Origin of the sequence: Streptomyces decoyicus, assembly GCF_019880305.1 — a bacterium.
Classification (GTDB): Bacteria; Actinomycetota; Actinomycetes; order Streptomycetales; family Streptomycetaceae; genus Streptomyces; species Streptomyces decoyicus.
On the sequence record NZ_CP082301.1, the window covers coordinates 5626712 to 5648455 of the forward strand.

General features: G+C 71.3%; 22 protein-coding genes and 1 pseudogene. 12 read left to right on the top strand and 11 right to left on the bottom strand.

Annotation, left to right across the window (positions count from 1 at the left end; translation table 11 throughout):
• Positions 1 to 91: 91 nt before the first annotated feature.
• Positions 92 to 562, top strand: a complete 471-nt coding sequence (sodX, locus tag K7C20_RS24930) for a nickel-type superoxide dismutase maturation protease (RefSeq protein WP_048829996.1) — start codon at positions 92 to 94, stop codon at positions 560 to 562.
• Here the strand turns inward: sodX and K7C20_RS24935 are convergent.
• Positions 466 to 1095, bottom strand: coding sequence for a CGNR zinc finger domain-containing protein (locus K7C20_RS24935; RefSeq protein ID WP_030085990.1), 630 nt, complete (start codon positions 1093 to 1095; stop codon positions 466 to 468). The genes sodX and K7C20_RS24935 overlap by 97 nt on opposite strands.
• 94 nt (positions 1096 to 1189) lie before the next feature.
• On the opposite strand from K7C20_RS24935, the gene K7C20_RS24940 reads away from it, so the two are divergent.
• Positions 1190 to 1951, top strand: coding sequence for a class I SAM-dependent methyltransferase (locus K7C20_RS24940; protein WP_053209425.1), 762 nt, complete (start codon positions 1190 to 1192; stop codon positions 1949 to 1951).
• Between the two features lie 262 nt (positions 1952 to 2213).
• On the opposite strand, the gene K7C20_RS24945 is transcribed toward K7C20_RS24940, so the two are convergent.
• The 3 genes from K7C20_RS24945 to K7C20_RS24955 form a co-directional block, all read right to left on the bottom strand.
• Positions 2214 to 2966 (bottom strand): amino acid ABC transporter ATP-binding protein, encoded by a 753-nt coding sequence (locus K7C20_RS24945; RefSeq protein WP_030085993.1) that lies wholly within the window; start codon positions 2964 to 2966, stop codon positions 2214 to 2216.
• Between the two features lie 47 nt (positions 2967 to 3013).
• Entirely contained in the window at positions 3014 to 3955 is a 942-nt protein-coding gene (locus tag K7C20_RS24950; RefSeq protein ID WP_030085994.1) for an amino acid ABC transporter permease, read from the bottom strand.
• 62 nt (positions 3956 to 4017) lie between these two features.
• The gene (locus K7C20_RS24955) at positions 4018 to 4992 is read right to left on the bottom strand and encodes an ABC transporter substrate-binding protein (protein ID WP_030085996.1); all 975 of its coding nucleotides are present in this window, start codon (positions 4990 to 4992) and stop codon (positions 4018 to 4020) included.
• Positions 4993 to 5521: 529 nt separating this feature from the next.
• Here K7C20_RS24955 and K7C20_RS24960 point away from each other — a divergent pair.
• From K7C20_RS24960 to K7C20_RS24970, 3 genes are all read left to right on the top strand, one after another.
• On the top strand, positions 5522 to 6742 hold the full coding sequence (locus K7C20_RS24960; protein ID WP_030981781.1) for an NAD(P)-dependent malic enzyme: 1221 nt from the start codon (positions 5522 to 5524) through the stop codon (positions 6740 to 6742).
• 157 nt (positions 6743 to 6899) lie between these two features.
• Positions 6900 to 7862 (top strand): zinc-binding dehydrogenase, encoded by a 963-nt coding sequence (locus K7C20_RS24965; protein ID WP_030981782.1) that lies wholly within the window; start codon positions 6900 to 6902, stop codon positions 7860 to 7862.
• 39 nt (positions 7863 to 7901) lie between these two features.
• Positions 7902 to 8522 (top strand): HutD/Ves family protein, encoded by a 621-nt coding sequence (locus K7C20_RS24970; RefSeq protein ID WP_053209426.1) that lies wholly within the window; start codon positions 7902 to 7904, stop codon positions 8520 to 8522.
• A 17-nt stretch (positions 8523 to 8539) separates the two neighbouring features.
• Here the strand turns inward: K7C20_RS24970 and K7C20_RS24975 are convergent.
• Both K7C20_RS24975 and K7C20_RS24980 read right to left on the bottom strand, forming a co-directional pair.
• A pseudogene (locus K7C20_RS24975) lies at positions 8540 to 9368 on the bottom strand (IS5 family transposase).
• 83 nt (positions 9369 to 9451) lie between these two features.
• On the bottom strand, positions 9452 to 10324 hold the full coding sequence (locus K7C20_RS24980; protein WP_030086001.1) for a LysR family transcriptional regulator: 873 nt from the start codon (positions 10322 to 10324) through the stop codon (positions 9452 to 9454).
• A gap of 98 nt (positions 10325 to 10422) precedes the next feature.
• On the opposite strand from K7C20_RS24980, the gene K7C20_RS24985 reads away from it, so the two are divergent.
• Positions 10423 to 11166 carry an SDR family oxidoreductase gene (locus K7C20_RS24985; RefSeq protein ID WP_030086002.1) on the top strand — a complete coding sequence of 248 codons (744 nt, stop codon included), beginning with the start codon at positions 10423 to 10425 and terminating at the stop codon, positions 11164 to 11166.
• A 165-nt stretch (positions 11167 to 11331) separates the two neighbouring features.
• On the top strand, positions 11332 to 12216 hold the full coding sequence (locus K7C20_RS24990; protein WP_030988783.1) for an IS982 family transposase: 885 nt from the start codon (positions 11332 to 11334) through the stop codon (positions 12214 to 12216).
• 19 nt (positions 12217 to 12235) lie between these two features.
• Here K7C20_RS24990 and K7C20_RS24995 read toward each other — a convergent pair whose 3' ends face one another.
• Positions 12236 to 13057 carry an antibiotic biosynthesis monooxygenase gene (locus K7C20_RS24995; protein ID WP_053210093.1) on the bottom strand — a complete coding sequence of 274 codons (822 nt, stop codon included), beginning with the start codon at positions 13055 to 13057 and terminating at the stop codon, positions 12236 to 12238.
• Between the two features lie 145 nt (positions 13058 to 13202).
• Here K7C20_RS24995 and K7C20_RS25000 point away from each other — a divergent pair, with 145 nt between their 5' ends.
• A complete protein-coding gene (locus tag K7C20_RS25000; protein ID WP_030081114.1) occupies positions 13203 to 13412 on the top strand; it encodes a helix-turn-helix domain-containing protein in 210 nt (69 codons plus the stop codon).
• Positions 13412 to 13975, top strand: a complete 564-nt coding sequence (locus tag K7C20_RS25005; RefSeq protein WP_030081116.1) for a Clp protease N-terminal domain-containing protein — start codon at positions 13412 to 13414, stop codon at positions 13973 to 13975. Before K7C20_RS25000 ends, K7C20_RS25005 begins: the two co-directional genes overlap by 1 nt.
• A 141-nt stretch (positions 13976 to 14116) precedes the next feature.
• Here the strand turns inward: K7C20_RS25005 and K7C20_RS25010 are convergent, their stop codons facing one another.
• The 3 genes from K7C20_RS25010 to K7C20_RS25020 form a co-directional block, all read right to left on the bottom strand.
• Complete coding sequence (locus K7C20_RS25010) at positions 14117 to 14998, bottom strand: SCO6745 family protein (protein ID WP_030081117.1); 882 nt, start codon at positions 14996 to 14998, stop codon at positions 14117 to 14119.
• A 451-nt stretch (positions 14999 to 15449) separates the two neighbouring features.
• Positions 15450 to 16619, bottom strand: coding sequence for a PadR family transcriptional regulator (locus K7C20_RS25015; RefSeq protein WP_030081119.1), 1170 nt, complete (start codon positions 16617 to 16619; stop codon positions 15450 to 15452).
• A 2-nt stretch (positions 16620 to 16621) separates the two neighbouring features.
• A complete protein-coding gene (locus K7C20_RS25020; RefSeq protein WP_030081120.1) occupies positions 16622 to 17554 on the bottom strand; it encodes a DUF4097 family beta strand repeat-containing protein in 933 nt (310 codons plus the stop codon).
• A gap of 232 nt (positions 17555 to 17786) precedes the next feature.
• Between K7C20_RS25020 and K7C20_RS25025 the strand changes: the two genes are divergently transcribed.
• On the top strand, positions 17787 to 18212 hold the full coding sequence (locus K7C20_RS25025; protein WP_150127324.1) for a hypothetical protein: 426 nt from the start codon (positions 17787 to 17789) through the stop codon (positions 18210 to 18212).
• A 136-nt stretch (positions 18213 to 18348) separates the two neighbouring features.
• Here the strand turns inward: K7C20_RS25025 and K7C20_RS25030 are convergent, their stop codons facing one another.
• The gene (locus K7C20_RS25030) at positions 18349 to 18531 is read right to left on the bottom strand and encodes a DUF6104 family protein (RefSeq protein ID WP_030081126.1); all 183 of its coding nucleotides are present in this window, start codon (positions 18529 to 18531) and stop codon (positions 18349 to 18351) included.
• A gap of 153 nt (positions 18532 to 18684) precedes the next feature.
• Here K7C20_RS25030 and K7C20_RS25035 point away from each other — a divergent pair, with 153 nt between their 5' ends.
• Both K7C20_RS25035 and K7C20_RS25045 read left to right on the top strand, forming a co-directional pair.
• Positions 18685 to 19113, top strand: coding sequence for a CU044_2847 family protein (locus K7C20_RS25035; protein ID WP_053210094.1), 429 nt, complete (start codon positions 18685 to 18687; stop codon positions 19111 to 19113).
• The gene (locus tag K7C20_RS25045; protein ID WP_053210095.1) at positions 19113 to 21545 is read left to right on the top strand and encodes a VMAP-C domain-containing protein; all 2433 of its coding nucleotides are present in this window, start codon (positions 19113 to 19115) and stop codon (positions 21543 to 21545) included. Before K7C20_RS25035 ends, K7C20_RS25045 begins: the two co-directional genes overlap by 1 nt.
• Positions 21546 to 21744: the final 199 nt, after the last annotated feature.

The window sequence follows — 21744 nt, forward strand, 5'->3', positions numbered from 1 at the left end:
GGTCTTAGGGCAAAAGTCCGGTGCCGAGGCGGGACTGATGGAGGATGGACCGGTGAGCGGATCGGACCGGGGCTGGGCCGGGAGGTACGGGATGCCGGAGCGGGTGCATGAGCGTGGGCCGGAGCGGGGCGAGGACCCGGAGACGGGGCACGAGCGGGGCGGGCTCCTTCGCGCGTTCGGGCTGGCCGAGGTCTACAACCCGTCGATGGTGCCGACACTGCGGCCCGGCGATCAGCTGGTGGTGCAGTACGGGGCGGCGGTGCGGCCCGGTGACGTGATCGTGCTGCGGCATCCGTTCCGGCAGGATCTGCTGATCGTCAAGCGGGCCGTGCAGCGGCGCGACGGCGGCTGGTGGGTGCAGGGGGACAATCCGTTCGTCGAGAACGACAGCCGGGAATTCGGGGTGGTTCCGGACGAACTGGTCCTCGCCCGCGCCTGGGTGCGGGTGCGGCCGCCGCGGGGGATTCAGCGGTCGGTCGCCGGGGTGCTGTCCTGGGTGGTGTCGGCGGTCCGGCCGGTGAGGGCCGAGCGCTCGCTCTCCAGGCGCTTGCGGGCGCGGTAGGCGGCGACATTGGCGCGGGTCGCGCAGCGGTCGGAGCAGTAGCGCCGGGAGCGGTTGGTCGAGGTGTCCAGGTAGACGTTGCGGCAGGGCCGTGCCTCGCAGATGCCCAGCCGGTCCACGCCCAGCTCGGTGAGGTGGAAGGCCAGGCCCATGCAGGCGGTCGCGGTGAAGCCGGCGGTCGCGTTGGCGGCGTGGTCGGCGATGTGCATGTGCCAGTCGGGGCGGCCGTTGTCGTCCCGGTATTCGTGGCCGGAGATCTGCGGGCTGACGGGGAACTCCATCATCAGGGCGTTGAGCAGGTCCACGGCCAGCACCTCGTCGCCGGCGTCGGCGGCCTCGAAGACGGCGCGCAGCCGGGCGCGGACCGTGCGCAGCCGGGTCACGTCGCTGTCGGTCGCGCGCCGGGCGGCCTGCTGGGCGGGGCCGAAGAGTTCACGGACGACCTCGACCGAGGTGAGGCTGTCGGTGCCGCGCTCGGGCTGCTCGGTGTTGACCAGTCGCACGGCATAGTCCGAGTAATAGGCCAGTTCCACTTGTAGTCCTTACGGGCGGGGGCTAGGGTGCGGGTACTTGCTCGTAGTAAGGGGTGTCCTTAGTACGAGGGTATTACGGCCTGAAGGGGAAGCGATGACCGAGACCGTCGTCGGCGCCGATTGGCAGGCGTGGCAGAACAGTTGGGACCGCCAGCAGGAGTGGTACCTCCCCGACCGCGAGGAGCGGTTCCGGGTGATGCTGGACATGGTCGAGGCGCTGGTGGGCCCCGAGCCCCGGGTTCTGGACCTCGCGTGCGGTACGGGAAGTATCTCCGACCGCCTGCTGAAGCGGTTCCCCAAGGCCGAGAGTGTGGGCGTCGATCTGGATCCCGCGCTGCTGGCCATCGCGGAAGGGTACTTCGAAGGCGAGTCCCGGGTCCGCTTCGTACGGGCCGATCTCAAGGACCCCCGGTGGACGGAGAAGCTGCCGCACGACTCGTACGACGCGGTGCTCACCGCCACCGCGCTGCACTGGCTGTACACCGAGGACCTCCGGGGGCTGTACGGGCAGCTCGGCACCCTGGTGCGGGACGGCGGGGTCTTCATGAACGCCGACCACATGCCAGAGGAGGGCACCCCGCGGATCAACGCCGCCGAGCGGGCCTTCCGGCATGCGCGCATGGAAGAGGCGAAGGCGTCCGGCGCCGTCGGCTGGGCCGAGTGGTGGCAGCTGGCCGCTGCCGACCCGCGGCTGGCCGCGCCGACCGCCGAGCGCTTCGAGATCTACGGCGAGCACGCGGACGGCGACACCCCCTCGGCGGCATGGCACGCGGCCGTCCTGCGCGAATCCGGCTTCGCGGAGGCCCGGCCGGTATGGGCCTCGCCCACGGATGCGCTGGTGCTGGGCCTGAAGTAGGGCCATGACGCGCCGCGGTGGCGTGGGGGCGGAACGGAACGACGAACCGCGGCGGGACGCTCTCCGGAAGGAGAAGGTCCCGCCGCGGGAGGAAGAATCCGCCGCGAGGGCGAGGGGCCCCCGCGAGGTCGAGGGCCCCCACGGCGGCGAGGGTCCCACGGCGGCGAGTGATCCGCACGGCCGTGGCCGGAGGTGCCGCGCCGGCCGCACCGGCCGCACCGGCCGGAGCCGCCGCGGCCCGCGCCGCGCCGCCGCGCCGTTGCTACAGCACCTTCGACAGGAACGACTTCGTCCGGTCGTGCTGCGGATTGCCGAGGACCTCGCGCGGGTGGCCGGATTCGACGACCACACCGTCGTCCATGAAGACCAGCGAGTCGCCGACCTCGCGGGCGAAGCCCATCTCATGGGTCACGACGATCATCGTCATACCGTCCGCGGCCAGGTCCTTCATGACGTCCAGGACGTCACCGACCAGCTCCGGGTCGAGGGCCGAGGTCGGCTCGTCGAAGAGCATCAGCTTGGGCTCCATCGCCAGCGCACGGGCGATGGCGACGCGCTGCTGCTGGCCGCCGGAGAGCTGCGAGGGGTAGTTCGCGGCCTTGTCGGACAGGCCGACGCGGTCCAGGAGCTTGAGCGCCCGCTCCCGGGCGGCGGACTTCGACTCGCCCTTGACCTGGATCGGCGCCTCCATGATGTTCTCCACCGCGGTCATGTGCGGGAAGAGGTTGAAGCGCTGGAAGACCATGCCGATATCGCGGCGGCGGGCGGCGACCTCCCTGTCGCGCAGCTCGTAGAGCTTGCCGTGGTGCTCGCGGTAGCCGACCAGTTCGCCGTCGACGGACAGCCGGCCGGCGTTGACCTTCTCCAGGTGGTTGATGCAGCGCAGGAACGTCGACTTGCCGGAGCCGGACGGGCCGATCAGGCAGAAGACCTCCCGCGGCGCGACCTCCAGGTCGATGCCCTTGAGGATGTGGGCCGCGCCGAAGGACTTGTGGACGCCCTCGGCCTTGACCATCGGACCGCCGCTCGTGCCGGCGGCCTTGCTCGTCGTGATCTTGCTGGTCATCCCATACCTCCGGGGCGGTTGAAGCCGCCGGACAGCTTCGACTTGGCGCGCTGCAGCGGGGTGAGCGGGAGCTGGCGGCTGGAGCCGCGAGCGTAGTAGCGCTCGAGGTAGTACTGGCCGATGCTCAGCACCGTGGTGGCGATCAGGTACCAGACGGCGGCGAGGATCAGCATCTCCACGACGACACCGGAGTCCCGTCCGACGTTCTGCGCGGCCTGTAGCAAATCGTAGTACTGGACGGCGATGACCAGCGAGGACGTCTTGAGCATGTTGATGACCTCGTTGCCGGTCGGCGGCACGATCACGCGCATCGCCTGCGGCACCACGATCCGGCGCAGCGTCTTGGCGTGGCTCATACCCAGCGCGTGCGCCGCCTCGGTCTGGCCCTCGTCGACGGCGTTGAGACCGGCCCGGCAGATCTCCGCCATGTACGCCGCCTCGTTGAGGCCGAGGCCCAGCAGCGCGCACAGGAACGGGGTCATGAAGTCCGACCACTCGTCCTTGTAGATCGGCATGATGTCGATGTACTGGAAGACGAGGCCCAGGTTGAACCACAGGAACAGCTGGACATAGACCGGCGTACCGCGGAAGAACCAGACGTAGAACCAGGCGACGGTCGAGGTCACCGGGTTCTTGGACTGGCGCATCACGGCCAGGATCACACCGAGGACGACACCGATGATCATCGACAGCACGGTGATCAGCAGGGTGTTGCGGAGGCCCTTGAGGATGTCCGCGTTGAACATGTACTCGGGGATGGCGTCCCAGTTGACGTTCCCGGAGGCGAAGGCCCGGCCGAGCAGGGCGATCAGACCGAGGACGACGATCGCCGCCACCCAGCGGCCGTAATGGCGGACCGGGATGGCTTTGATCGGCTCGGGCTGGGGCGGCGGAGCGTCCGCCGGCGGCTGGGCCGACTTGTCGACGTCAACTGACACGGGTGTTGCCTTTCAGCATTCGGCGGGAGGGGCGCGGAGGGGACGGGACGGCTTCCGGCGGCTCAGGAGCCGCCATTGAGCTCCACCTTCTTGACCGCGGCATCCTTGACGTCCCACTTGTCCAGGACCTTGGCGTACGAGCCGTTCTTGATCGCGAGTTCCAGCGCGGCCTGGAGCGCATCACGCAGCTGCTGCTTGCCCTTGGGAACCGCGATGCCGTACGGGGCCGCCTTGAGCGGCGCGCCGCCGACCATCTCGAAATCCTTGCCGCCACCGGAGACCTTCACCGCGTACGCCGCGACCGGGTAGTCGCTGGAGACGGCGTCCACACCGGCGGTGCGCAGCCGGGTCTGGGCCTCGGAGTCGTTGTCGAACGCCTCGATCGTGATCGGCTGCTCGCCGTTCTTCTCACAGGCCTTCGACTTGTCCTTGGCCAGGTCGTGCGAGACGGTGCCGCGCTGTACCGCGATCTTCTTGCCGCACAGGGTTTCCCAGCCGTCGACGCCGTTGGCCTTGCCCTTCTGGACATAGAGCGAGACACCGACGTCGAGGTAGTCGATGAAGTCGACGCCCTGGCCGATCTTCTTGCCGGTGTTGCTGTCGATGCCCTCCTGGCGCTCCTTGGTGTCCGTCATCGCCGACATCGCAATGTCGTAGCGCTTGGACTTCAGGCCGCCCATGAGGGTGTCGAAGGTGGCGTTGTTGAAGTTGAGCTTGATGCCCAGCTCCTTGCTCATCGCCTCGGCGAGATCCGGATCGATGCCCTCGACCTTGCCGTTGGAGCGGAATTCCACCGGCTTATACGTGATGTCCGAACCGACCTGGAGCATGGCCTTTTCCTGGACGTCCTTGGGCAGCTTCTTGAACAGCGGCGCATTGACGTTGCGGTTCTTCTTCGCTTCACGTTTGGCGATGGCCGCGTCCGTCTGGTCGCCGCAGGCGCTGAGCAACAGCAGCGAGGCGGCGACCGCGGTCGCCGCGGCCACGGCTGTGCGAGACCTGCCGACGGCCGAGCGACGGGTGGTGCTTGCGGTCATGCTGATCCTCCTGCGGATGGAGAAGCCGACGTGACAAAAGGGCCGGAGGCACACCTTCGAGCGTCGTGACCTCGGTTGGTGACGGAATCCTGCCATCCGTACTCCGGAATGCGGACTGTCGTAATGGTCAAAATCGGATAACGGACGGAGAGGCGGGGGCGGCGGCCTTGTGCCGCAAGGGGAGCCCCCGTGCCACGGGATGTCCCGGGCCGCCCGGCGGCTGCGGGTGTCTCGAAGTCCGGACTGGCAAGGCATAGCTCTTCTGAGTTTTTTGCGCATTTTGCGGTTATTGTCGGAACTCTGAAGCCGAGGGTGGGGAATCTGACTCGTCGGGTCCCGCGCCCGTCCGGTAGAAAGGTTCGTTACACCCCTCATCCGGGGCTCAGGGCGCGTGTGCGGCGCGCCCGGCGTCCGTACCTCCCCGCGCGCGGCGGTCATCTGCTGTGCAGGGCGCGGACGCGGTGCCCGCCCACCCCTCAACCAGGGAGTGGCCACCCTCAGCAGATTTACGATTAAAGGGGTAAGACAAGTGGCAGCGGAGATCGTCAATCCTCGCAGCGACAGCAATACCGGTGCGGGTGCGGGCAGTGCGCCCGACGCCTTCGATCCGGCTTTCGCGCTGCATCGCGGCGGCAAGATGGCCATCCAGGCGACCGTGCCGGTCCGCGACAAGGACGACCTGTCCCTCGCGTACACACCGGGCGTCGCCAAGGTGTGCAGCGCCATCGCCGAACAGCCCGAGCTGGTCTACGACTACACCTGGAAGTCCCAGGTCGTCGCCGTGGTCACGGACGGCACCGCGGTGCTGGGCCTGGGCGACATCGGCCCGGAGGCCTCCCTCCCCGTGATGGAGGGCAAGGCCATCCTCTTCAAGCAGTTCGGTGGTGTGGACGCGGTGCCGATCGCGCTCGGCACCACCGACACCGACGAGATCATCGAGACCGTGGTCCGGATGGCCCCGTCCTTCGGCGGAGTCAATCTGGAGGACATCTCGGCGCCCCGGTGCTTCGAGATCGAGCGCCGGCTCCAGGAGCAACTGGACATCCCGGTCTTCCATGACGACCAGCACGGCACCGCCGTGGTCACGCTGGCCGCGCTGCGCAACGCCGCCAAGCTCACCGACCGGTCGCTCGGCCAGCTGCGGGCGGTCATCTCGGGTGCCGGCGCGGCCGGGGTCGCCATCGCCAAGATCCTCATCGAGGCGGGCATCGGAGATGTCGCGGTCTGTGACCGCAAGGGCGTCGTCTCCGCCGACCGCAGCGACCTCACGGACGTCAAGCGCGAGGTGGCCGGCTTCACCAACAAGGGCCGGCTGACCGGCTCGCTGGAGGAGGCGCTGGAGGGCGCCGATGTCTTCATCGGTGTCTCCGGCGGCACGGTGCCGGAGGAGGCGGTGGCGAAGATGGCGAAGGACTCGCTGATCTTCGCGATGGCCAACCCGACCCCGGAGATCCACCCGGATGTCGCGCACAAGTACGCGGCCGTGGTCGCCACCGGGCGCAGCGACTACCCGAACCAGATCAACAACGTGCTGGCCTTCCCGGGCATCTTCGCCGGCGCCATGCAGGTGCGGGCCACGCGGATCACGGAGGGCATGAAGCTCGCCGCCGCCGAGGCGCTGGCCGCCGTCGTCGCCGATGAACTCAGCGCCGACCGGGTCATCCCCTCGCCGTTCGACGAGCGGGTCGCCCCCGCCGTCACCGCCGCCGTCGCGGCCGCCGCCCGTGCGGAGGGCGTGGCGCGCCGCTGACCGCGGCGCCAGGTGTCGTACGCCAACGGGCCGGGCCCGCACCCTCACCGGTGCGGGCCCGGCCCGTTGTGGTGCCGGTGGCCGCTGACCGGGGGCGCGGTGCGTGTCACACCCGTACGCGGTACCGCAGCGCCCGTCCGCGGCCTACGTTGGGATCATGTTTGCTGCCTATGCCGCCCGCATCGACCCCGACCAGCCGCTGAACGGCCTCGAATTGGGGGAGCGCCCCGCCCCCGACGTACGCCCCGGCTGGACGACCGTCAACGTCAAGGCCGCCTCCCTCAACCACCACGACCTGTGGTCGCTGCGCGGAGTGGGGATCACCGAGGACAGCCTGCCGATGATCCTCGGCTGCGATGCCGCCGGAGTGGACGCGGACGGCAACGAGGTCGTCCTGCACTCCGTCATCGGGCAGACCGGCCATGGCGTCGGCCCCAAGGAGAAGCCCTCCATCCTCACCGAGCGCTACCAGGGCACCTTCGCGGAGCAGGTCACCGTCCCGGCCTGGAATGTGCTGCCCAAGCCGAAGGAGCTGTCCTTCGAGGAGGCCGCCTGTCTGCCGACCGCCTGGCTGACCGCGTACCGGATGCTGTTCACCAACGCGGGCGTACGGCCCGGGGACAGCGTGCTGGTGCAGGGCGCCGGCGGCGGCGTGGCGACCGCCGCCATCGTGCTGGGCGCGGCCGCGGGGCTGCGGATCTTCGCCACCAGCCGGGACGAGGCCAAGCGCAAGCGGGCGCTGGAGCTGGGCGCCGAGGCGGTGTTCGCGACCGGCGAGCGGCTGCCACAGCGGGTGGACGCGGTGATCGAGACGGTCGGCGCGGCCACCTGGTCGCACTCCATCAAGTCGCTGCGCCCCGGCGGCACTCTGGTCATCTCGGGCGCCACCAGCGGCTTCACCCCGAAGAGCGGGGAGCTCAACCGGATCTTCTTCCTGGAGCTGAAGATCGTCGGCTCCACGATGGGCAGCAAGGAGGAGCTGGCGTCGTTGCTCAGCTTCTGCGCGGCCAAGGGCATCCGGCCCGTCATCGACTCGACGCTGCCGCTGGACCGGGCGCGTGAGGGGTTCACGAAGATGGCGGCGGGCGAGCTGTTCGGCAAGGTCGTACTGACCGTCTGACGGCTGACGATTCGTCAGGTCTTGAGGAGGGGCGGAACGATGCGGATCCTGCGGGCGGAGGGGCGCCCCGCCATGCCATGGAGCAACGGCGGCGGGGTGACCCGGGAGATCGCCGTCCATCCGCCGGGCGCCGGCTGGGACGCCTTCGCCTGGCGGGTCAGTCTGGCGGACGTCACCCGGGACGGGCCGTACTCGCCGCTGCCCGGCGTCCGCCGGATCCTCACCGTCGTCGACGGCGCCGGGCTGGAGCTGACGGTGGACGGCGCCCCGCACCTCCTCCCGGACCGCTGCCGCCCGTTCGCCTTCCCCGGCGCCGCCGCCACCGACTCCCGCCTGTTGGACGGTCCCGTGGTCAACCTCAATGTGATGCTCCGGGAGGGGCGGGCGGCGGCGGCCGTGGAGATGGCGCGGGGAAGCCGGGTGGTGTGGCCGCGGCGGCCGGCCGACGGCGGTGCCGAGGGCGCCGGCGGTCCGCAGGAGGTCCTGGTGGTGGCGGTCGAGGGGCGGACCCGGCTCGCGGAGGACGGTGCACACCGGGCGCAGTTGGAGCGGTTCGACGCGGCGCTGCTGACGGGGCCGGACGCGGCCGCCGCCGACCTGTGGACGGACGGCACCGCGGCGGTGATCGCCTTGTCGGCCGCCGGTCCCGACCCTCTCTAGGAGTTGTCGTCAAAGTGTCACGCCCACATCAGCAGCGAGGCGAGGGTTACGGCGGCCTGGTAGGACTCGGCGGTTTTGTCGTAGCGGGTCGCGATGCCGCGCCATTGCTTCAAGCGGTTGAAGCACCGTTCCACAACGTTGCGCTGCTTGTAGATTTCGCGATCGACCATTGGCGGACGTCCGCCGAGGCTGCCGCGCCGGGCCCGGTTGCGGATCTGGTCGGCCCGTTCCGGGATGGTGTGCGTGATGCCCCGGCGCCGCAGCCAGGCCCGGATCGCCTTCGAGCTGTAGCCCTTGTCTCCCAGGACATGATCGGGCCGTACGCGGGGTCGGCCAGGACCGATGCGGGGCACCCGTATCGCCTCCATCACGGCGGTGAACTGGGTGCAGTCGTTGGTGTTCCCGCCGGTGAGAACGAAGGCGAGTGGTCGGCCGACAGCGTCGCAGACCAGGTGAATCTTGCTGGTCAGTCCGCCTCTGGAGCGGCCGAGCGCCGGGTTCCGGAGCCCCCTTTCGGGCTCCGGCCGCCTGCTGGTGGGCTCGCACGATGGTGGAGTCGACCGATACCAGCCAGTCGACCTCACCGGACGCATCCGCCCGTGCCTGGGCTTCCCGGAGCATCCGCTCGAAGGTGCCGTCCTTGGCCCATCGGCGGAAGCGAGTGTGCAGCGTGGCCCAGGATCCATACCGTTCCGGTATGTCCTGCCAGGCCGTGCCTGTACGGAACTTCCAGACGATCCCATTGAGGACCGTCCGGTCATCCGACCGCTTCCGCCCTCGCTCCGACCGAGGCAGCAGAGGACGGACGAACTCCCACTCGGCATCGGACAGTTCATGGCGACGTATCACCCGACCATGATCCACCACACAAGATCATTTGGAGACGCCTCCGCGAGGGGTCAGCTGATCGGCAGCGTGCTGTTCTCCTGTCAGGAGGCTGTGCCGAGCAATGTACGTGCGACGTCTTCCAGGGATCCGAGCAGCGGGTTCAGGTCGCCAGCGCGCGTGACGAGCACGAGCTCGCAGGGATCGATGTCGATGACGGGCACCAGGGCGATGTCCTCGCGCACAGCAGCGCGTCGATCGGCGGCAGGGAAGATCGCGACACAGTGGCCGGTGGCGATGAGTTCCAGCTTGTCCTCGTAGCTGTCGTCGATCGCGGGCGGGGGTGGTGCCGGGCGGTCGTCGACCGGCTTGGGCGTGCTCCAGACAACCGGAGTGCTGACGCAGGCCACCAGTTCCTCGTCCGACAGAGCCCGCAGGCTGACGGCTTTCTCGTTCGCCAGATGATGACTCGCCGATGTGACGAGTACCCGCGATTCCTGATGGAGCTTGGTCACCCGGAAGCCGTCCGCGGGGAAGGGCAGGGGCCTGTACACAACGAGGGCGTCGACCCGCCCCTCGGCGAGGGCGCGCGTGTCCCGCCAGTCGAGGTGCCGGGTGCGGACCTGGCCGTCGGGGTGCCGGCGGCGCAGTTCCTGCACACAGGCGGTGATGACCAGTCCTTCGGCGCAGCCGACGGTGACGGTACGGGGCTGGACGGCGGCTCTGGCCGTGCGAGCGGCTTGCTCGGCCTCTTGGAGCAGTATCCGGGCCCTGGGAAGGAATGCCTGACCGGCGTCGGTGAGGCTGCTGCCCTGCGGCGAGCGGTCGAAAAGCCGGACACCGAGCTGAGCCTCAAGTCGCTGGATCTGGCGGCTCAGCGACGGCTGTGCCAGGTGCAGCTTGGTGGCGGCCCGGCCGAAGTTGCCGTACTCCGCCACGACTGTGAAATAGCGCACGAGCCGGAGATCGACGTCCATTCGCTCAGGGTACGTCGCGCGTCGTCATACGCCTGGGGCATGACGGCATACGGAACAGGCCTTGGACAGGGTGTGCGGGTAGATATTGGCTTGAGGGCATGACCACTTATGACGGCAAGAAGATCGTGATCACGGGCGGAAGCAGCGGTATTGGCCTCGCTACGGCCCGGTTGTTCGCGGACGGTGGGGCGCACGTACTGATCACCGGCCGCACCCGATCCACTCTGGACGCCGCGCTTGAGCAGCTGGGGGACAAGGCGGTCGGCGTCCGCAGCGACGCCGCGTCCCTGAAGGACATCAAGGCGCTGGCCGGCACGGTCCAGGAGCGGTTCGGTGCGGTGGACGCGCTGTTCGTCAACGCCGGCGTCACCGAGTCCGCGCCGTTCAACTCGACGACGGAGGAGATGTACGACACGCTGTTCGACATCAACACCAAGGGCCCGTACTTCACGGTGCAGGCGTTGGCGCCGCTGTTGCGCGAGGGAAGCGGCGTGGTCCTCACCACGTCGGTGGTGAACGTCCTGGGCCTCGACACGCTCAGTGTCTACTCGGCGAGCAAGGCAGCCCTGCGGTCGATGACGCGCACCCTGGCCCGCGAGCTGCTGCCGCACAAGGTGCGGGTCAATGCCGTGAGCCCGGGCCCGACCGACACGGGCATCCTGGACCGCTCCGTCCCCGCCGACGTCGCCGAGACGATAAAGGACACCTACCGGAGCACCAACCCGATGCAGCGGCTGGGGACGTCCGAGGAAGTGGCCGCCGCGGTGGCGTACTTGGCGTTCGGTGCGACCTTCTCGACGGGAACGGAGTTCCCTGTCGACGGAGGGGCGTCGCAGCTCTAGGCCGTTTGCGCAAAGTCGCGTCGTCGCCCGAAGGGCAGGCGGGACTTTGAAGACAGGCCCTAGGGGGAGGTGCCTCCAGCCCTCGGGGGAGGGGCGCCCCTAGATGATTGAGTCCGATGTTTGTGCTGGCCGCGACCATGGCGAAGGGCGCCCGTTGGCTCGTGTGTGACGACAAACCTGGACGCCCTTCTGGCGGCACTGTACGTGTTCATCGACGACCATGTGGCGCCACGTCGCCGGATCGGGCGACCCCCGAAACTGACAGACGCCGAACTGCTGTGCCTCGCGGTCGCCCAGGTCCTGCTGGGCTTTCCCTCGGCCCGGCACTGGATCCGCTTCGCCCACGCCCGGCTGGGGCACCTCTTTCGCTACCTGCCTCAGCAGTCCGCCTACAACAAGCGGCTCAACGCCGCCGGACCGCTGATCAGCGACGTGATCGAGGCCCTGGCCCGGCAGGTCCCGACCTGGACCGACGACCTGCGGCTGATCGACTCCACACCGCTGCCCTGCGCGGCCTCCCGCGAGACCGTCAAACGCTCCGAACTGGCCGGGCACGCCGGCTACGGCTACTGCCGCAGCCACTCCCGCTTCTTCTGGGGATTCCGGCTCTACCTGCTGACCACCGCCGAAGGCATGCCGGTGTCGTGGTGCCTGGCGAACCCCAAGCTCGGCGAACGGGAGGTGATGACCGCACTGCTGGCACGCGACCACCGCCTTGTCCGCTCCGGTCAGGTGATCCTCGCGGACAAGGGCTTCGCCGGGCGGGAGTTCGAGGCGTTCCTGACCGAGCGACTGGGCGTCCATCTGGTGCGGCCGGACCGGAAGGGCGAGCCCGTCCGGCACGGCCGTCTCGCCCGTGTCCGTCAGTGGATCGAGGCCGTGTTCGACACGCTCAAAGGCCAGCTCAGCCTGGAACATCACGGCGGCAGAACCCTGCCCGGAGTGTTCGCCCGCACCGGCCAACGACTCCTCGCCCTCGCAGCAGGTGTCTGGCACAACTGGACCACCGGCGCCAAGATCAAACGATCCCTGATCGCCTTCGACCACTGAGAACATCGGACTCATTCATCTAGGGCTGCCGCCCGTCTGTGGCTGCGGTCCCGGCGGTCGCTGCGGGGATGTTGAGCAGGGATGCGTGCAGGCGATACTGCGGCACGTCTGGCACGTCTGGCACGTCTGGCACGTCTGGCACGGCGGGCACGTCGCGCGCCTCGGGGTGTTCGCCCGTTGGCGGATCTGCTGGCGCGGGCGCCGCGCATACCGCCGGAGTGGGCAATACGCCCTCCAGGGCCTGGATCGTCGCGCTCAGGCGCGCGGCCGCTCCGTGGCCGGTGGATTCCCGCCACGCCGAAGCGCCGGCCCACTCCTGGTAGAGGAGTACCCGTGCACCGTCCTGGCTCAGGTGCACATGGACACCGAGCAGCCCCGGCACCGGTTCGCGGTCCAGCGTCCCGACGACGGTGTCGGCGAGGGCGTGTTGGGCATCCGGGCCGGTCGTGGCGAAGGCGGGGGTGACCAGGAAGGCGGGGCGCGGGCCGGGCCCTTCCGGGACATGGCTGCGGTGGCGGCGGTAGCGGATCAGGCCGGGCCGCCGGATGCCGGTGATCGCCGCGTCGATCCGGCCGACGGCCGCGGGCCGCACGGTGCGCGCCCATTCCCGGTGGGCGCCGTCATCCGTCCATTGCGCGTAGTTGAGGACGTGGCTGCCGTCGGTGCTCAGGAAGGTGGTGAGCGCGAGCATGGCGTCCGGACGCTTCCGGTGCTCCCACTCGGCGAGCACGGAGTCGGCCGCGGTGCGCTGGAGTGCGGCGGCTGGCACGAGCCAGGGGCTGACGAGGACGGTCGCCGCGTCGCCCCGGCGGGCGTCGGGGAAGTCGGTGGTGCGGGGCATCGGGGCTCCGTTCCGTGTGGGGAGGGCGGTGTGTGCGGGAGCCTGCCTCGTCAAGTGCGGTTGAGGTCAAGGGGAGTGGGTGAGCCGGGGGGGCGGGTGTCAATAATGGTTGACACTGCCGGAGTGTCAACGTAAATTGACATCCATGACCGAAGCAACGGATCTCGCCGAGCGGGCCGGCGACCGGGACCCCAGGATCGGGCTCCGCGCCGTGGCCGCGCTCCGTCGGCTGCTGGAGCAGCTGGAAGCCGTACAGGTGCGCAGCGCCCGTGCGAAGGGCTGGTCGTGGCAGGAGATCGCGGCGGAGCTGGGTGTCAGCAGGCAGGCAGTGCACAAGAAGCACGGGAGGCGCTGATGTTCGAGAAGTTCACGGCCGGGGCGCGCGCGGTGGTGCGCGGCGCCGTGCAGCAGGCGGACCGTACGGGCAGCGGCACGGTCGGCGAACCGGAGCTGCTGGTCGCGCTGCTGGACCGGACGGATTCACCGGCCGCCGGTGTGCTCGCCGCACTCGGTGTGCACGAGCAGCGGGAGTCGGTGGTGGAGGCCCTTGCGGCGGTGCGCCGGCGCGGCGGGGTGTCGACGGCCGACGCGGAGGCGCTGGCCGGGCTCGGGATCGACATCGACGCGGTCGTGGCGCGGGTGGAGGAGGCGCACGGGGAGGGCGCGCTGGCCGACGACGGGCGGGCCGGGCGCCGGAAGCGGACGCGCCGGCCGTTCACCGCGGAGGCGAAGTCGGTGCTGGAGCGCGCCCTGCGGATCGCGGTCGGCCGCGGCGAGCGCTACATCGGCGATGAGCATCTGCTGATGGCGCTGACCGCCAGGCCGGGACCGGCCGCCGTGGTGCTCGCCGATCACGGGGTGACGTACGGCGATGTGGTGCGGGTGCTCGACGAGGCCCGCGGCAGGCGCGCGAGTTGAGGCGGCCGGGGGCGGGCCCGTAGGCAAGGGCGCGCCCCCGGCCTGTTGGGCAGGTGCCCCCTACGGCAGCCCTGGCAGGGTGGGCCCCTACGGCAGCCCCTGGCAGGGTCTGCCCCTACGGCAGCCCCGGCGGGCGCGCCCCTACGGGTAGCCGACCTTCACCCTCCCTATTCCCAGCGTGCCGTGCCGGGGCAGATAGCCGGCCTCGAAGACCGCGCCGAGGACGGGGTGGAGCAGCTGCGCCAGCCGTTCGGCGCGGGAGTGGCCCAGTGCCCGCCAGGGGCCGGCAGCCAGCCGGTCCGTCGTCCGCTCGATCGCCTCGCGTTCCTTGCGGGCGCGTTCTGTGGCGGCGCCGTCCGGGGCGATCCAGCCGCGGGCGGCGAGGCGGTGCCGGGCGTCGCTCCACTCCTGAGCGCTCCAGCCGCGCCCCACGAAGTCGGAGGCCGGCGCCGCACCGATCGCGGCGAACGACACCAGGGCCTCACAGGGGTCGAGTTCGCAGGTCAGCAGGGCGGCCAGATGGCCGTCGCCGCGGTGTTCGCGGAGGACGGTCGCGGCCTGCCAGAGCACCAGATGCGGCGCGTCCGGCCAGGGCAGATCGCGATTGGCGGCGGCCAGCGGGCGGGCGGCCGTCCCGGCGTTCTCGGCGGCCTGGCGGGCGAGCCGGGCCGCTTCGGCGAGCTGCGCGGCGCTCAGCCGGCCGTCGGTCAGGGCGGTCAGCGCGCGGTCCATGGCCAGCAGCCGCGCGTCCAGCACCTTGGCCGGGTCCGCGACGGTCCAGATCCGGGGGAGGTAGCGGGCGATCATCCGTGGGCTGAAGGTGTAGTACGTCGCGGCCACCAGCCCGGGCCCGGCAGCGCCCAGCGGAGCCGTACGCCAGGCGAAATAGCTGGGCCAGCGGGAGGACACGTCATGGCCGAGGTCGGCGGCGACCTGGCGGGCCTCCGGGGCGAAGTACAGCGTGGCGTGCAGTGGCTCCAGCAGGTGCCACATCCGGCGGGCGACCGAAAGGTATTCCGACATCGCTTTACCTCATGGCCTTCACGATGCGTGCGCAGACAGAGGAGAGACCGTGGTCGGGAACACGGCTGTCGGTCCGCGGAATCGGGCGGTCTGGGCTCCCTGGAACCCGGTGCCGGGCGAAAAGCCGTGCGAAGTAGTGACTTCCCCGATTACGCCGCGTGAATCCAGGCCGCAGATGGCAACTGTGCGTAGCCGGGGCCCGGTTGGCGTCACACCGGTTTCGGCCGCAGCGGGTGGGCGGGCAATTCGCCTTCGGAGACGGTGAGTTCGGCGTCGGCTTCGCCCATGCCGCCAACCCGATGAGTGCCAGTGGTGGCCGGGGGGCCGTGCGGCTCGTCGGGGCGTTGCGGAAGTGCGTCGGGGCCCCGGAGGCCCCGGGGGCTGGACGGGGACGGTCGTGCCGGGGCGGGCGCACCGCATGTGCGCCCGCCCCGGCACGACCCCGGACCGCTCAGTCGTCCCGGTCCGCCAAGGACGCGTACTGCTCCGGATGACGCAGCAGTGCACCGATGTGGGCGGCGGCCGTCGACAGCCTGCGGCGGGACTCCTTCAGCTGCTCGGCGGTGACGCCGTGGTCGCGTGCCGCGTCCCGCAGGTCGTCGCGGAAACGGTCCAGCAGCCGGTCGAAGTCGCGGGCCGGGTTGTCGCCGGCCGGTTCCCGGGCCCACTCCGGGGCCGGCGGAGCCCCGGCCGCCGGGCCCTCCGCGGTGCCCTCAGTGGTGCCCTCCTCGGCCACGTCGACGCGCTCGACCGTCACCCGGGTCCCGTTCTCCGCGCCGCCGCGCCCGGCCCCGTCCGGTTCGCCGCCGCGCCCGGCGCCGGACTGGCCGCCGGTGAAGCGGCCGACCTCGCGGGACACCTCGGACAGCGCCTCGCGCACCGCGCCCGACCAGTCGCCCGACCGCACCGCCCCCTGGGTCTGCTCCTGTACGCGCTTGATGACCCGCTGGACCTCCTCGCGCGCGAACACCTGGGCGTCCCTGGCCTGCTTACGGGCCCGCTGGGCGTCCTGGCGGGCGCGCCGGCTCTCCTCCTTGGCCCGCCGGGCCTGCTCCTTCCACTCCTCCTTGGCGCGCCGGAACTCCTCCTTCGCCTGCCGCCAGGACTCCTTGTCGCCGAACGCCGCGTCGAAGTAGTCGGAGGCCTCGGGGAAGGGCCGCCCGGCCGCGTCGTCCTGGGCGTCCGTCGTCCCGTCGCCGTTCCGCCCGGCCGTCCCGCTTCCTCGCGCGTCCTTGCGGGCCTGCTGGGCGGCCTCCCGGATCTCGCGGCGCAGGTCCCGCGCCGAACCGCTCACGTCCTCCCGGATGTCGGAGGCGAGCGCGGCGACCGACTCCCGGATCTCCAGTTCGAGGTCCGCCAACTCGCCGCCACGGTCGGCGAGTTCGGCCCGTCCGGCATCGGTGATCGAGTAGACCTTGCGGCCGCCCTCGGTCGCATGGGTCACCAGGCCCTCGGCCTCCAGCTTGGCCAGCCGGGGGTAGACCGTGCCGGCGGAGGGGGCGTAGAGGCCCTGGAAGCGTTCCTCCAGGAGGCGGATGATCTCGTAGCCGTGCCGCGGGGTCTCGTCCAGCAGCTTGAGGAGGTAGAGACGCAGGCGGCCATGGGCGAAGACGGGGGGCATGCTCAGAGCACCTTCTTCTCGGCGGGCGGGTCGGTGGGGGAGTCCTCGGGCGGACCGGGGGCCGGGCCGCCGCCGGGGGCGCCGTGCCGGCCGTCCTCGTCCCCGAAGGAGGGGCGGCGCAGCAGGGCCAGGGCGCCGGAGACGGTGGTGACCTTGAGCCTGCCGGTGCCCGCGCCCAGCGAGCCGGTGATCTTCTTCGCGCCCCACTGGCCGCTGACCCGCAGATCGTCGAAGGCGTTGGAGACCGTGCCGCTCGCGGTGTTGGCCTCGACCGTGGCGTCCGCCGGATCGGGCAGCCGGATGGCGACCTCCCCGGAGACCGTCGTCAAGGTGATGTCGGCGCCCTTCGCGGGGTCCAGGTCGAGGACCATGTCGCCGCTGACGGAGTCGGCCCGCACCGCGCCGCCCGCACCGTCGATGACCGTCAGATCCCCCGAGACGGAGTTGAAGCGCAGATCGCCGCTGACCGACTGCACCTCGACGTTGCCGGAGACGGTGTCGGCCCGCACCCCTCCGGTCAGCCCGACGAGCGTGCTGTCGCCGGAGACGCCGCGGACGTCCGTACGCCCCGAGATGCCGGAGACCACCGCGCCGGCGCCGACCACGCCGACTTCGACCCGGGTGCCGGCCGGTACCGTCACCGACACCACCGCGCTGCGGTTCCACCCCTTGCGGTCGAGGAACTTCAAGAAGCCCTTCCAGGGGAGGTCCTCGTAGGCGATCGACAGCGTGCCGCCGGCGCACGAGACGGTCAGCGGCGGACCGTGCAGCTCGCTGATCTCCAGGCGGGCCGGGCCGCCGTCCGTGGTGCCGACGACGTTGACGGTGCCGTTGACCACGCGCACGTTCAAGGTGTCGACGGCTTCGCTGACCTCCAGAGTGCGTGGTGAGGTCACCTGTGTCGGTTGGTGCGACCACTCGGTCCCGGCTGACATGCCTGCCTCCCCTGAAACGCTGCAACGCAACATATCGCGTCTATTTCAGACACGATATATCGCGGATGGGTGAAGTCAAGTGCCTCGTCCGGGGGGGGGTGTGGCCGGAGTGCGTCCATCCCTCGCGTCCTTGCTCGTCTCAGGCGCGGAACGGGGAACCGTCCGGTGCGGTGGCGCAGTCTTCAGTGGTGTCCGTTGACGTCGTGGCGCATGCCATGAAGGAGTCGAACACATGCGTAGAACAACGGGGTTGCTCTCGGTTCTGGTGCTGGGTGCCGCAGTGGCCGGGCCGGTCGCGTCGGCGCACGCCGCGCCCGCCACCGCTTCCGCGGCCTCCGCCTGTCACCGCCTGGTCGTCAAGGCGAACGCGTCGAACAACAAGGCGCTGTCGGCCGACAACTCCCACAGCTACAAGAAGGCCATCGGCCACAACAAGGCGACCCAGAAGTACCTCGTCCAGGCGACGAGGGCCTGCCGGCACGCGCGCCACGCGGCGGAGATCCGGCGCGCGCTCGACGGTGCACGGGGCGGAGTGGAGACGGCCGAGCACCACAACAAGAGGGCCTACGCCGAGCACGACTCGCGGGCCGGGCGCGCGGCGGCCCACGCCGAACGCAACGCGAAGGCGCGGCTGCGCATCGCGCTCCATTACTCCTGAGCCAGGTCCCTTCGTGAACGGCCCGCTGCCCGCGCGGCGGGCCGTTCCCGCTCCGGGAACGCCGCACGGACCGCACCTGCCGCCCGGGGCCGGTGCCGGCACCCGCCCCGCCGTACGCCGGGGCAGGCCCGGCCGGCTACTCGTCCTCGTCCTCGTCGTCCAGCCGGGCCAGCCAGGTGGCCAGCCGCTCCACCGGTACCTCGAAGTCCGGGTTCAGATCGACGAACGTACGCAGCTGATCGGCCACCCACCCGAGGGTGACCTCCTCCTCGCCGCGTCGGTTCTCCAGCTCCTCGATGCCACGGTCAGTGAAATACACGCGCTCTCCACCAGGGGTCATGGGCTATTCCCGGCCAGGATAGGCAGGCTCACGGACCTCTCGCGCCACAGGCGCCCGAGGGCTAGCCTGATCACCTGTCAACGGTCCTGCGGCAATGGGGGAATTGCCGCCCACGGGGAGCAGGAGGCCGTGATGCAAGATCGCGCGCAGCGGATCGAGCTGCCCGACGGTACGGAAGTCTGGGCCCGGGTCTCCCGGCTCGACGCCCCCGGGCTCGACGGCCCGGACGACATGGACGGGACCGACGGCGAATTCGAGGACGTCGGCGCCTGGGACGCGCTCGGCGCCCGGGTCGAGGGGCTCCGCGAGGTGATCGGCGGGGTCGCCGCCAGCGTCCGCAGGGCGACCGAGCGGGTCGCCCCGCACGAGACCAGTGTGACCTTCGGCGTGGAGCTCTCGGCCAAGCCGGGCAAGGCCGTCGCCCTGCTCGCGGACGGCGAGGCCAAGGCCAATCTCTCCGTCACGCTCACCTGGCGGCGCGAGGACGGGACGCCCTTACCGGCGGAGGCGCACGGGGGACCTGCGGCCGGCCGTCGGGAGCCGGATGATGCGAGCCGCTGATGACGACATCCGAGGGCCAGTCCGCCGTCCGCGGTGACCGCGCCCACTACGCACAGCTCCTCGACCACGCCGGACGCACCACCGTCGGACTGCGCGCCGCACCGGGCGCGACCGCCACCCGGTCATGGGGCAGCGGGGTACTGATCGCCCCGGGATGGGTGCTGACCTGCGCTCATGTGCTCGCGGCGAGCGATGGGCGGCGCCGTGACACCGGCCCGGACGGTGTCTTCGGGGTCGTGTGCGGCGGCCGGGTGGTGCCCGCGCGGCTGGCTTACGACCTGAGCCGCCCCGCCCCGGAAGCCGGCCCCGCCGCCGCCCGCGCCGACCTCGCCCTGGTCCGGCTGCTCGACCCGGAGACCGAGCACCCCTGTGCCTGGCTCAGCGATCAGCCGGCGACGCTCCTGGAGGACGCGTACATCTTCCGCGGGCACGATCATGCGGGCGGGGGCGAGGACGTGGAAGCGGCCGGGCGGGGCGGCGGGAGCGGTGGTGCGGACGGGGGCGCGGCCGCGGGCCGGTCCCGGGAACGCGTCATACGTGACTCGTGCGACACAGGCGACACAGGCGGCGCAGGCAGCGCAGGAACGCCACGCGACGGACACCGCGGCCACGGGCCGGGTGAGGGCCGCGGCGCCCCTGAGGCGGACGGCGGGTCCGGCCGGAGCGGCTCGGACGACGGGCCCGGCCTGCACGGGCCGGACGGCGGCCGTGGTGTGCACGGGCCGGACGGCGGCCGTGGTGTGCACGGGCCGGGCGACGGGCACGGTGTGCACGGCGCGCCCGCCTTCCCGCGCGCTCCCGTCACCCCTGTCACACCCGTCGACACCTTCATCGCGGTCCGCTTCGGTGCCCGCGACGCCCGGGGACTTCAGTTCGGCAGCGATGTCCGGGTCATGCCCGGCGCCTCGGGCGGGCCGCTGATCGACTGTGACCGCGGCGAGGTGGTCGGCATCGTCAAGGGCCGCCATCAACAGGACCATGTCGGGCTCGCGGTGCCGGTCACCGCGCTGCGCGGGCTGGGCCCTGAACACCTGGTCCCGGGCGCCGAGGGCCTCGGCCCCGACCCGTATCACGCGCTGATGAGCCTGCACGACCGCTGGCACTGGGCCGGTCAGGACCTCGGCCGTGCCGTCGGGTCCACCTGGTTCGACGCCCAGCACGCGATCATGGCGGGCCGTGGCCGCCTGTGGGGCGTACAGGAGCGGCTCCAGGCGCTGGACCTGCTCGCCCACCTGCCCGCACCGCGCGATCCGCTGGTCGTGGAGGCCGCGGTCGGCGAGGTGCTGGACCGCGGGGACCGGCCCGGGGCCTGGTCGCTGCGCACCTGGCGGGACGGCCATGGCGCGCTCTACCAGGGCAGCGACCCGTACACGGAGCTGCGCGCCTTTGTGCACTACCTGCGGATCGTGGCGCAGCTGACCGCCGACGAGGTGCGCGACGTACCGGGTGAACAGGCCGCTGCGGTACGCGAGCAGGCCACCCGCCTCGCGGAGTTCGTGCAGGCCAAGGCGGTGGTGCTGCTGCCGCAGGACCGCCGCAGGATAGGTCCGGTACGGCGCCGCCCGCGCTCCGTGCTCGTCGAGTTCGAGCCGCTGTTCTACGACGAAGGCGGACCGGAGCTGTTCAACTGGTCGGTCAGCGAGGGCTACGGCCAAGGGCAGTGGCTGCGGGTGGACGTCCAGGAGTCGGCCGGCGGGGTGCCCTTCGAGCAGGCGCGGGAGCAGGTGCTGCGACGGCTCGGCGGGCGGCTGCTGCGGGCCGACAGCGACGCCGGGCCGGGCGCCCGGGTACGGCTGGAGGTCGCCGTCCCCGAAGGCCACTGGCACACCGCCGCCGGCCAGTGGGAGGTCCCGGCCTCGACCCGGCGCACCGCCCGGCTGCGGCCGGTGGGCCCCGGGCGCGCCGTGATCCTGCGCGACCAGGGACGGCGCGAGCAGATCGACCCGGCCTGGCTGCGCCGCTGGCAGGGCCTGGCCGCGGCCCGGGAACTCCAGGCGCTGCGCCTCGCGCCGCGCACGGGCGACGGCGCGCGGCCCGGTTCCGTGGAGGCGATCTGGCGGCTGCTGGAGACGGCCGGCGAGGGCGCGCTGCCCGCGCTGTGCCATACGGTCGCCGACGGGTTCGGCCGGGACGCGGTCGGCGTCGCCCTGGACACCGGCTTCCCGGCCGGGCTGTGGCCGGCCGCCGGCCACGGCGAGGAACGGGACTGCGATGCCGGCTGCGAGGAGTTCCACCGCGGGGTGCGGGAGCTGCTCCAGGGCTCGGGCGGGGTGGCCCGGCTCCCCGAGCTGGTCCGGCAGTTGCGGGCCAAGGCCGCCGAGGCCGCGGAGGAGGGCGCGCACTGGGCCCGCGATCTGGTGCTCCTCTACGACGACCCGGAGGACCCGATTCCGCCCCTCTTCACGGACCGCCCGCAGCTCTCTCCACGATGAGCGGACCGGGGAGCCGCCCCCGGAGCGGTTCGGGCGCCGCGCACGCCCCCTACACCTCGCACGCGCCCGGTGCCCGACCCGGTCGTTTCCGCCCCTCGTGCGGCAAGTCGCGCCCCGGACTGGGCACTTGGCCGCCTGCGATGCCCACAGGGGAGACCGGAAACCGCCCCGTGCGCTTCCGTCCGGCTGGGTACTGTCA

Coding starts and splice junctions, on each gene's coding strand:
- K7C20_RS24955 (WP_030085996.1), bottom strand. CDS start 4,992: ATGACCGCAAGCACCACCCGTCGCTCGGCCGTCGGCAGGTCTCGCACA.
- K7C20_RS24995 (WP_053210093.1), bottom strand. CDS start 13,057: ATGCCCCGCACCACCGACTTCCCCGACGCCCGCCGGGGCGACGCGGCG.
- sodX (WP_048829996.1), top strand. CDS start 92: ATGCCGGAGCGGGTGCATGAGCGTGGGCCGGAGCGGGGCGAGGACCCG.
- K7C20_RS25005 (WP_030081116.1), top strand. CDS start 13,412: ATGTTCGAGAAGTTCACGGCCGGGGCGCGCGCGGTGGTGCGCGGCGCC.
- K7C20_RS24985 (WP_030086002.1), top strand. CDS start 10,423: ATGACCACTTATGACGGCAAGAAGATCGTGATCACGGGCGGAAGCAGC.
- K7C20_RS25010 (WP_030081117.1), bottom strand. CDS start 14,998: ATGTCGGAATACCTTTCGGTCGCCCGCCGGATGTGGCACCTGCTGGAG.
- K7C20_RS25015 (WP_030081119.1), bottom strand. CDS start 16,619: ATGCCCCCCGTCTTCGCCCATGGCCGCCTGCGTCTCTACCTCCTCAAG.
- K7C20_RS24970 (WP_053209426.1), top strand. CDS start 7,902: ATGCGGATCCTGCGGGCGGAGGGGCGCCCCGCCATGCCATGGAGCAAC.
- K7C20_RS24945 (WP_030085993.1), bottom strand. CDS start 2,966: ATGGTCAAGGCCGAGGGCGTCCACAAGTCCTTCGGCGCGGCCCACATC.
- K7C20_RS24940 (WP_053209425.1), top strand. CDS start 1,190: ATGACCGAGACCGTCGTCGGCGCCGATTGGCAGGCGTGGCAGAACAGT.
- K7C20_RS25045 (WP_053210095.1), top strand. CDS start 19,113: ATGACGACATCCGAGGGCCAGTCCGCCGTCCGCGGTGACCGCGCCCAC.
- K7C20_RS25025 (WP_150127324.1), top strand. CDS start 17,787: ATGCGTAGAACAACGGGGTTGCTCTCGGTTCTGGTGCTGGGTGCCGCA.
- K7C20_RS25020 (WP_030081120.1), bottom strand. CDS start 17,554: ATGTCAGCCGGGACCGAGTGGTCGCACCAACCGACACAGGTGACCTCA.
- K7C20_RS24980 (WP_030086001.1), bottom strand. CDS start 10,324: ATGGACGTCGATCTCCGGCTCGTGCGCTATTTCACAGTCGTGGCGGAG.
- K7C20_RS25000 (WP_030081114.1), top strand. CDS start 13,203: ATGACCGAAGCAACGGATCTCGCCGAGCGGGCCGGCGACCGGGACCCC.
- K7C20_RS24965 (WP_030981782.1), top strand. CDS start 6,900: ATGTTTGCTGCCTATGCCGCCCGCATCGACCCCGACCAGCCGCTGAAC.
- K7C20_RS25035 (WP_053210094.1), top strand. CDS start 18,685: ATGCAAGATCGCGCGCAGCGGATCGAGCTGCCCGACGGTACGGAAGTC.